At 34.3% G+C, this 5,187-nt stretch carries 5 protein-coding genes and 2 pseudogenes; all 7 read left to right on the plus strand.

Annotation, left to right across the window (positions count from 1 at the left end; all coding sequences use genetic code 11):
• A partial coding sequence (locus OOA_RS20770; RefSeq protein WP_008912451.1) for a glycoside hydrolase family 19 protein occupies positions 1 to 1,102 on the plus strand: 1,102 nt, incomplete at its 5' end.
• The gene (locus tag OOA_RS12185) at positions 1,099 to 1,821 is read left to right on the plus strand and encodes a hypothetical protein (RefSeq protein ID WP_008912452.1); all 723 of its coding nucleotides are present in this window, start codon (positions 1,099 to 1,101) and stop codon (positions 1,819 to 1,821) included. The genes OOA_RS20770 and OOA_RS12185, both read left to right, overlap by 4 nt.
• Positions 1,822 to 1,859: 38 nt before the next feature.
• Complete coding sequence (locus tag OOA_RS12190) at positions 1,860 to 2,234, plus strand: DUF4087 domain-containing protein (RefSeq protein WP_008912453.1); 375 nt, start codon at positions 1,860 to 1,862, stop codon at positions 2,232 to 2,234.
• Positions 2,235 to 2,428: 194 nt separating this feature from the next.
• The gene (locus OOA_RS12195; protein WP_008912454.1) at positions 2,429 to 2,740 is read left to right on the plus strand and encodes a hypothetical protein; all 312 of its coding nucleotides are present in this window, start codon (positions 2,429 to 2,431) and stop codon (positions 2,738 to 2,740) included.
• 42 nt (positions 2,741 to 2,782) lie between these two features.
• A pseudogene (locus OOA_RS12200) lies at positions 2,783 to 3,166 on the plus strand (DUF2345 domain-containing protein); the annotation flags it as partial.
• Positions 3,167 to 3,178: 12 nt separating this feature from the next.
• Positions 3,179 to 3,745 (plus strand): YqhG/Tai3 family protein, encoded by a 567-nt coding sequence (locus tag OOA_RS12205; RefSeq protein WP_040691414.1) that lies wholly within the window; start codon positions 3,179 to 3,181, stop codon positions 3,743 to 3,745.
• Between the two features lie 11 nt (positions 3,746 to 3,756).
• Positions 3,757 to 5,187: pseudogene (locus tag OOA_RS20640) on the plus strand (hypothetical protein); the annotation flags it as partial.

The following is a 5,187-nucleotide window of genomic DNA, read 5'->3' on the forward strand; positions in this document are numbered from 1 at the left end:
CTATGTGCAACCCCAAGTCGAATTTATCAGTTCAGTTTATGAAAATATTAAAGCGGAAATAACGGGTTCATCTGTGCCGCAAAAGGGGATTATTGCTCATAATTACCAGCGATTAATTAATAAGATTAAATCGGATAAAAAAGAAACTTACTCCCCCGAGGAATATCGCCGCGCTTTTCATAACCCGATGTTTTCCCATATTGTGAATAAAACCATGGTTAAACATCCCAGTGATTGGTATTACAAAAAAAGTGACAGTGTTTGGCAAAATTTTCTAAACATATTGAGTGAAGAAGCACCCTTATGGCGTTCTTACAGCGAAGAGTTTCTGGATGGTATGGTTTGGATGCAAGATGTGACCAGCGAAAAATTAGGCCCTGAAGTGTGGCATATGCATCCCATCGCATTTAGTGCGGCACTGGCGTTGAAGAATGAAGAAAAATATAAAATTACTGTTGAGTTAATTGAAACATTGTTAGGGCATCAAAATAAGTGGTTTACAGGAATAAGAGGCGGTAGATTATTTGCTGAAAATTTCAAGAAAAATTATCCTAATGTCTTTGAATTTGATAAACAAATATTTGTTAACATGTTGAATGAGATCATGTTTGAATATGAAATTATAGGGCCATATCATAAAGCTCATTTTCTTTCACAATGTTTACATGAATCAGCCTATTTAGATACCACATTAGAATTTGGTTCTGGGACAAACTATGATCCTGAAAAACATAGAGACGCAATAAAATATGAGAATACCAATGTTGGTGATGGTCCAAAATATAGAGGGCGAGGTTTAATTCAATTAACATGGAAAAAAAACTATAGATTGTTTTCTGAATATACTGGTGATGATTTTGTTATTTATCCTGAACTTGTTGCTAATAATATGAGAAATACGATCAAAGCTTCAGCATGGTTCTGGAGAAAAAATGGTGGTATTTCCAATAAATATAATGCAAGAGGAGATATAAATATTTTAGTTGATAACGATAAAAATAATATAGAACTTATAACATTAGCCGTTAACGGAGGTAGGAATGGATTAGCTGAAAGAAAGCAAATATTTAATAAAATAAAAAAAGAGTGGGAGCTAGAATGATTCTAAAAAAAATATATTTAATTTTAATTTTAACAGTGTTGACTAATATAGGTACAGGTCATGCAGAAGTTAAAGTAGCAACAGAGCATGAAAATTACAATATTCCCAATTCAGTAAGAAACATTATAGATAGTGGGTATGGAGATGTTGAAATAAAAAAAATAAACAATTATGAATATTTAGTTGCAACAAGTGAAAGTGATATAAATAAATGTTCTATTTTATTTAAAATAAATAATGGCAGTGTGAAATCAGTTCCTTCAATTGGTGTTAATGAGTCTATATGTAATATCTCTATTGATGCTGATAAATTAATTAGTTCTTGGAGAGATCAAGGAAGGTGGAATGAAGATATATATAAAATAAATCCTGATGATAAATGGGTGTTATTATTTAAAGACTCATGCATTGGGTGTGGGCAGGTGAAAAGAATATATTTTAATAGTGATGGAACATATGGGAAATCATTATTATCAGATGGTGATAGTCTTCCTCTCAGGAAAAAATTAATTGGGAAGGTTACTATTGACAAAGCAAAACTATACAATAATGCAAATGATAATAGTATCTCCAATGCATATCTTATTAAAGGTGATGTATTTTCTTTGGTTGATATATCAGATGATGGGGAATTCATTCAAATAAAATATAAAACTAATACCGGAAGATATATAATAAAATGGATGAAAGAAAATGAAGTTTCAATAAGTAAAGAATAAAATTTAAGTATAATTTAACGGATTAATCAGGCTAAATAATGCTTTGTTATCATGAAAAAATAATCTTGATATGTTTTCTTCTATTTGTACAATTTTCTGTGTATGGGCAAGAAATTCGTTGTGGCTGGTTAGATAATCCTACACCAGGAAATCTTTGGCTTATCGATCGTGATGCTGAATGGAATATATCTCAGCAAGGAGGACGAAAATCGAAAGGAATTGAAAAAATTGTTGATAATTCTATTGACCCTTCAGAGATAATTTATACTAACGGTAACTATGGTATCAGGTGTGCCTGTTTATCTGTAGAGGTTGATAATAAATTAAAAACTATTATAAAGATATACTCTTTTGATTTGCTGAAAATCAAACAATGCCGTGATGATAAAAAAATACAACATTTTATCAATTAGTCGTAATAGTGATGAAACCTTAATGTTACCAGATTAGTAGAAAGTTAAGACATAATAATCATGAAATTTAAAAAATCGTTTCTTATGATATTGCTACCTTTAAGCGCTTTTGCAAACAGTAAAGTTTTCTTCAATGTGCCACTAAAGATGGAACAATTAACTTAGAATTAGTTGGTAAAGATTTGAAGTTAACAATGAGAAATAATAATTCCATTTTTGTTGAGCAGTCTTCCAAATTATTAGAGAGTAAGGCCTTCTCATATAATTATTATTCTAGATTTAACACTGAGCATTACAGGGTTACTTACTCAAATAACAATGTAGATTACGCAATATATAAAAATTACGAAGATGGCAAATATAATGGCGGGTTACAAGTGACAGACTTAAGTGTTAATAAAGAATATGATTATAATTGCAATAAAATACAGGTCGATAAATTAGATGAATTATTAAATATTCTTGAATGTGATAAAAAAAGTGTTTTAGGATGTATTGATAGATAATTAAAAAATCCAGGTATTGACTCTGAATATTAGCGTAATGTAAACCTATCATTCGCCGTTGAGAAAGCCTTAGGGTTATTTGCACACAAAGACGAAGTGAAAATCATTGCAAACCAAGGTGCGGTCGAAATCAGTGCGCAACACAATACGATGGATTTATTTGCCCAGCAGCAAATTACTATCACCAGCAGTGAAGATGAAATAGTGATATCGACTCCCCACACGCTGACCCTTAACGGCGGCGGCTCATACCTAAAATTAAGTGAACAAGGTGTTGAGCATGGCTCTTCGGGGGATTACATCATCAAAGCTGCGAATTACGTTGTTCCAGGATCTGGAAGCGATATCGCGTGTGAAACGTTGCAGTTTGATGTAACGGATATTGAAGCGCATAAATTAGTGACTAAGCACCCATTGCATGATTAAAAGGATAATAAAATGCTGAAGGTAATAAGAATTTGTATTTTTGTAATGGTTTTATTTTCGTTTATAAGTGTCGCTAATGAGCATGCTAGCGATAATTCTAGGTTAGATATTGTTTCATCAATTGCAAGTTCAAGGCTATCTCCCGAAGAAGTCGTTATGAATTTTTATGAGGGTTACCTCAAAAATACAGATGAAGAGACATTAGTGGAACTCTATGTAACCCCTGAATTAGCGTTAAAATTATATCACTCTTCAATATGTAATTATGACTCAGATGTAGATGAAAATGAGTTGAAAAAAATTTGTAGAAAAGATCAAAAATGTAAAAAAAATAGTGGGAATATTGTCTGTAATTGGGATGGAACTTGGATTGAGACAGATGTTAATTACTTTATTAAATCACAGGATAATTATCCCTCTTGGGAAAAAAATATTGTGGTATTAAAAAGTAAACAAACTGCAACTTACTCAAAAATAGATTTAATTTTAGGTGATGGTACAGATCCAATATTAAATTTACAGATTGTTTTAATTAAGCAGGGAAGTAACTGGAAAATCAATCGAGTTACAAAAATTTAAGAGAAAGGATTATGTGGAATATTGAAACAGCGGTCACTCATTTAAATAATAAAGCAAAATCTGGTAGTATCAGTCGTTGTGCAACATTTGTGCGTGAAGCCATTGAAGCTGGAGGTATAAAAATAAGAATACCAGCGCCAAGATCTGGATTATTGGCTTCAGCCTGTGATTATGGTCCTTCACTTGTTGAACAAGGATTTAAACCTATTGAAAATGCAGAGTTAGTAATCAGTGATGGAATATATTCTGTTTCTGGACAAACGATTGGTGATATTGTTGTTATAGAACGGATACCCGGCAAACATGACGATGGACACATTGCAATGTATAATGGTCAGTCATGGGTTTCTGATTTTAAACAGGCATATGGGATTTATCCAGGAAAAGCATACCGAACGGCAAAAACGCCCTTTGTCTTATACCGCTATGCAGGTAATCAATCCGCAAAAAAAGAAGAACAACGAAACAGTGCTCAACTGATAAAAATAGTCTATCCCATTCCTAAAAATGAACGTGGTCAAGAATTCTCAAATTTAGATGACATTATGGCGCATCTAAATGGTGAATCAACGGGGCATTATTTACTGGGTCGTAATGGGATGTGGCATAGCGGTATCCATATCACCAATGCGACTACTCCTTGGTGCGCCTTAAGTGGCCATGCTATCACAGAAAAAGCCGCTTTTCCTCTTCCTTATAAAGGCAAACAGCCTATTCGCTGTATGGCGGATGGTGAAATCGTTGCCTACCGAATGAATCAAGATTATTTACCCTTGGGGTGGAAAACAGGAAGCTTAAATTTATCCGGTTCCTTTGTATTAGTACGCCATTATATTCAACCAGGTGAAACACAAAAGAGTGGGCTGCATTTTTATACGCTCTATATGCATTTGGCGCCATATTCCGCCTATCAAGCCAATCCGACATGGATTGTGCAAGATAAACTGCCGACCTACTCACCCGAATGGAAAGCGGTTGCAGGGACTAATGCCTATAAAGACCAACATAAATTAGATGCACTCCCAAAAGGCTCCATCATCTCTTGGGATAAAAAGGATAGCCAACGTCAACTTAAGGCGGCGAATGGGCGGCTGTATGGGCTGGTGACGATTGAAAAGATAGCAGGTTCATCAAAATTGAATGTTGGAACTCAATGCTGGACGTTGGTGGATAACAATAACATCTTGCCCGAAATAGAGCCGAGTTGGTGGAAACAGTTAGCCAGCCCCTCAAAAGAGATGATGCAATTTGATAAAGTGGTCAGTTTAACGACACCCATAACCATAAAGGCGGGTGAAAGTATCGGCCATATGGGCTTCTATCAAGCACCAAAAGAACAAGGGATTGATTCGCGTTATCAAGTGCATATTGAGTGCATAAGTTCCGATGAAAATTTACCGCAGTTTTTGCAGAACCCTGACAAGGTCGGCCACGATAAGCCT

The organism is Providencia burhodogranariea DSM 19968, assembly GCF_000314855.2.
In the GTDB taxonomy this organism is placed as follows: Bacteria; Pseudomonadota; Gammaproteobacteria; order Enterobacterales; family Enterobacteriaceae; genus Providencia; species Providencia burhodogranariea.

What these genes read in the sequence shown, in the direction of transcription:
- OOA_RS12185 (WP_008912452.1), top strand. Translation starts at nt 1,099, where the DNA reads ATGATTCTAAAAAAAATATATTTAATTTTAATTTTAACAGTGTTGACT.
- OOA_RS12190 (WP_008912453.1), top strand. Translation starts at nt 1,860, where the DNA reads ATGCTTTGTTATCATGAAAAAATAATCTTGATATGTTTTCTTCTATTT.
- OOA_RS12195 (WP_008912454.1), top strand. Translation starts at nt 2,429, where the DNA reads ATGAGAAATAATAATTCCATTTTTGTTGAGCAGTCTTCCAAATTATTA.
- OOA_RS12205 (WP_040691414.1), top strand. Translation starts at nt 3,179, where the DNA reads ATGCTGAAGGTAATAAGAATTTGTATTTTTGTAATGGTTTTATTTTCG.